The 2,877-nt window shown below is 31.3% G+C and carries 2 protein-coding genes and 1 pseudogene; all 3 read right to left on the bottom strand.

Features of this window, described 5'->3' with window-relative positions:
- Positions 1 to 120: 120 nt before the first annotated feature.
- Positions 121 to 354, bottom strand: a pseudogene (locus IDG64_RS14260) (replication initiation factor domain-containing protein); the annotation flags it as partial.
- A 526-nt stretch (positions 355 to 880) separates the two neighbouring features.
- Positions 881 to 2,122 (bottom strand): MobV family relaxase, encoded by a 1,242-nt coding sequence (gene mobV / locus IDG64_RS14255; protein ID WP_000122374.1) that lies wholly within the window; start codon positions 2,120 to 2,122, stop codon positions 881 to 883.
- Positions 2,123 to 2,307: 185 nt separating this feature from the next.
- The coding region (locus IDG64_RS14250) for an MFS transporter (protein ID WP_206171351.1) at positions 2,308 to 2,877 on the bottom strand (570 nt) is incomplete at its 5' end.

Raw genomic sequence — 2,877 nt, 5'->3', positions numbered from 1 at the left:
ACCGCAGGTCTCTTCAGATCTACGGATTTTCGCCATGCCACGAAATTAGCATCATGCTAGCAAGTTAAGCGAACACTGACATGATAAATTAGTGGTTAGCTATATTTTTTTACTTTGCAACAGAACCTCCCAAAGTCTTATTTGGGGCTCTACACTCATAAATTTAGAAAGGGCTTGAGCGTTGTCTCGGTTGAGATTTCCAACGATCGTCATTGCATCAAAACTTAATTTTGGATCAGATATGCACACAGTATGTGCGTCCAACCGGCTATTAGAGTAGCCGGTTTTAGAAAAATTGTCTAAATCGTGATTTTCCAAATGATTTGAATGATTTGCATGATTGTTTTTATACATAAAAAATCGACTCCTTAATCTCAATTTCGTTTAAGGAATCGCTCACCCAAATATATATCTTGATGTATATTTAAATATCGTTTAATATCTAAATATACAAGATTATAAAAACAACTCAGTGTTTTTTTCTTTGAATGATGTCGTTCACAAACTTTGGTCAGGGCGTGAGCGACTCCTTTTTATTTTGTTATTAATATAACACTATCAAAAGACTTGGTCTAATCAGATCAAGTCTTTTTTTATTTAAGCATTTGTATTATCTGGTAAACAGTTAAAACTACTAAAACACCAAGTACATACTTACTTGTTATAAAATTCTCAAAGGCTTCTCTGAATTTCATTTCTTCAACTCCTTTTATTGCTTTATTCCAATTTCCTTATTGGTCGGAACCTACAGGGCTTTATGTGTTGTTGAGTTGGTACTTTCTTGGGATTAATCCCAATTCAAGTCCAACCAACTCGCTAACAAGTTAGCTAACACATAGCCCATTCCAACCAATAAGTTTTCTCGGCATAAATGCATGTTCTATAAGTGCATACCTCTATCTCGTTTTTGATTCTTTTGTTGTTCTTGTTGCTGTTCCTGTTCTGAATATAATTCTGGATTCATTTTTTTATCTAAGTTTCCTGCTAAACCATTTAGTTTTGGTTCATCTTCTGTTAACTTATTAACTCTTTCCGCAAAGGTATTTCTTCCTAAAACTCGTTCTAACTCTTTTAGTAAGATTTTTAAAAGCTTTAACGCTATTTCTATATTCTCTTTAAGTGGCTTTGCATTTTCGTAAAGTTGGTTAAAATTATCGTCTGCGTTTTCAATACGCTCAACTGCTTTATTTAATAAATCATCTTTCTCTCGTATTTCCTTATCTTTATCATCTAAGGCTCTACCAGACTTTATATACTCGTAATCTTCCGAAATATCTTGAGCAGCTTTTATCTGTTTCTGAAATTCATTGAAATCTTTTTGGCTTATTACAACATTTCCAGTTTCTTGTATTTCTTTGCTAAATAAACCACCTACTTTTTCAGTTTCTTGCTCATACGGAACATTTATAGGCTTTTTAAGCGTATTTAACGATTTTTGGTACTCTTGCATTAATTTATCGTTCTTTTGCTTTATATGGTCTGTTTTTTGGCTCTCACGTTCATATTCTTGCTTATGATATTCTGTTTTTTGTTTATACTGACTTATTTGCTCATGTTTAGCATTTGTTACTTGTCTTGATTGCCCACGTTCTAAATCATATCCTCGTTGTTTAACATGCTCATTAAATCTATCTTGAAACGCTGTTAAAGCTTTTTTATTACCTACAACTTCTTTAGCACTTAAACGACCATCATCAGTTATTGGAACAACGCCATAATGCATATGTGGTGTTTTTTCGTCCATGTGAACTGTTGCATATAATAAATTATCTTTACCGTATTCTTGTTCTAAAAACTCTTTAGCATATTCAAAAAACTGCTTTGTATCTTCTGGCGTTTGATTATCAAAGAAATCATTGTCTGATGTAATTAAACCATCAATGTGTTTAATCGCGTCTGTTCTAATTTTTCTTTTGCCTGTATAATTCTGTTCGATTTTTTCATCAATCAAGTTATTAAAATTCTGTTTATTAGCATTTACCAAATCATAATTTAAGTAAGTTTTACTATGGTCTATATCTTCATTTTCATAATTATTATTTTCTCTTTGAACATGTTTTTGTATGCCCGTTGTATTTGTTCCAGATTTAACTTTTGAAACTCTAACAATGGAATAAGACATATAAAAATCACTCCTAAGTACAAAGGTTTCATGTGTATTTAATAGTTTAAGTCTAACACACTAGACTTATTTTTAATAAGTCGTTAATACGTGTGCTCTGCGAGGCTTAAACCTGTTTTTGCTAACGCAAAAAATGAGTGGCAAAATGCTAGCCACTCATAGTTCTAAACCAAAATATAATATAACTATTCAAACTGCTTTTCAGAACGTTTAAATACAATAATCGTCAAAAGACAACATAAAATAATAAGGATAGCCATGGCTACAAGAATATTACTATACACTCCAGAAGAATAATTTATAAATTCCAGAACTAGTTTACGATTAATCAATTGTAGTGACAATAAACCTCCTACAATTGCTATACCTGTTCCCTCTGATAAAAAACTTGTGAAATTTAGCAAACTCATTCCAGAAGCAACTTCTTCTTCAGAAAGACTACTTGATACTATTTTTGATATAACTGTTTTAGTAAAAGATAATCCGCCCATAACAAATATAAACATAAAAGTAGTCAACCACATACTAAACTCAACAAAAAATGCAATAGTTAAAAAACTTATAGAGATAGACAATGATCCTAAAATAAAAACAAATAATGATCCTTTTCTATCCACTAAAAAACCACCAAAATAACCAAAAACAATAACACTCATGGTTCCAGGAAAAATAACACTATTACCTATTGTCGCTACATTTACATGATAAATAGTTTTCATCATATAAGGCACCATTGATATAAAACCAGCTACTAT

Origin of the sequence: Staphylococcus sp. EG-SA-15 (assembly GCF_017151895.1) — a bacterium.
Taxonomy (GTDB): domain Bacteria; phylum Bacillota; class Bacilli; order Staphylococcales; family Staphylococcaceae; genus Staphylococcus; species Staphylococcus aureus.
The sequence above is the reverse complement of the archived record's forward strand: the minus strand, read 5'-3'. Positions and strand labels throughout refer to the sequence as shown.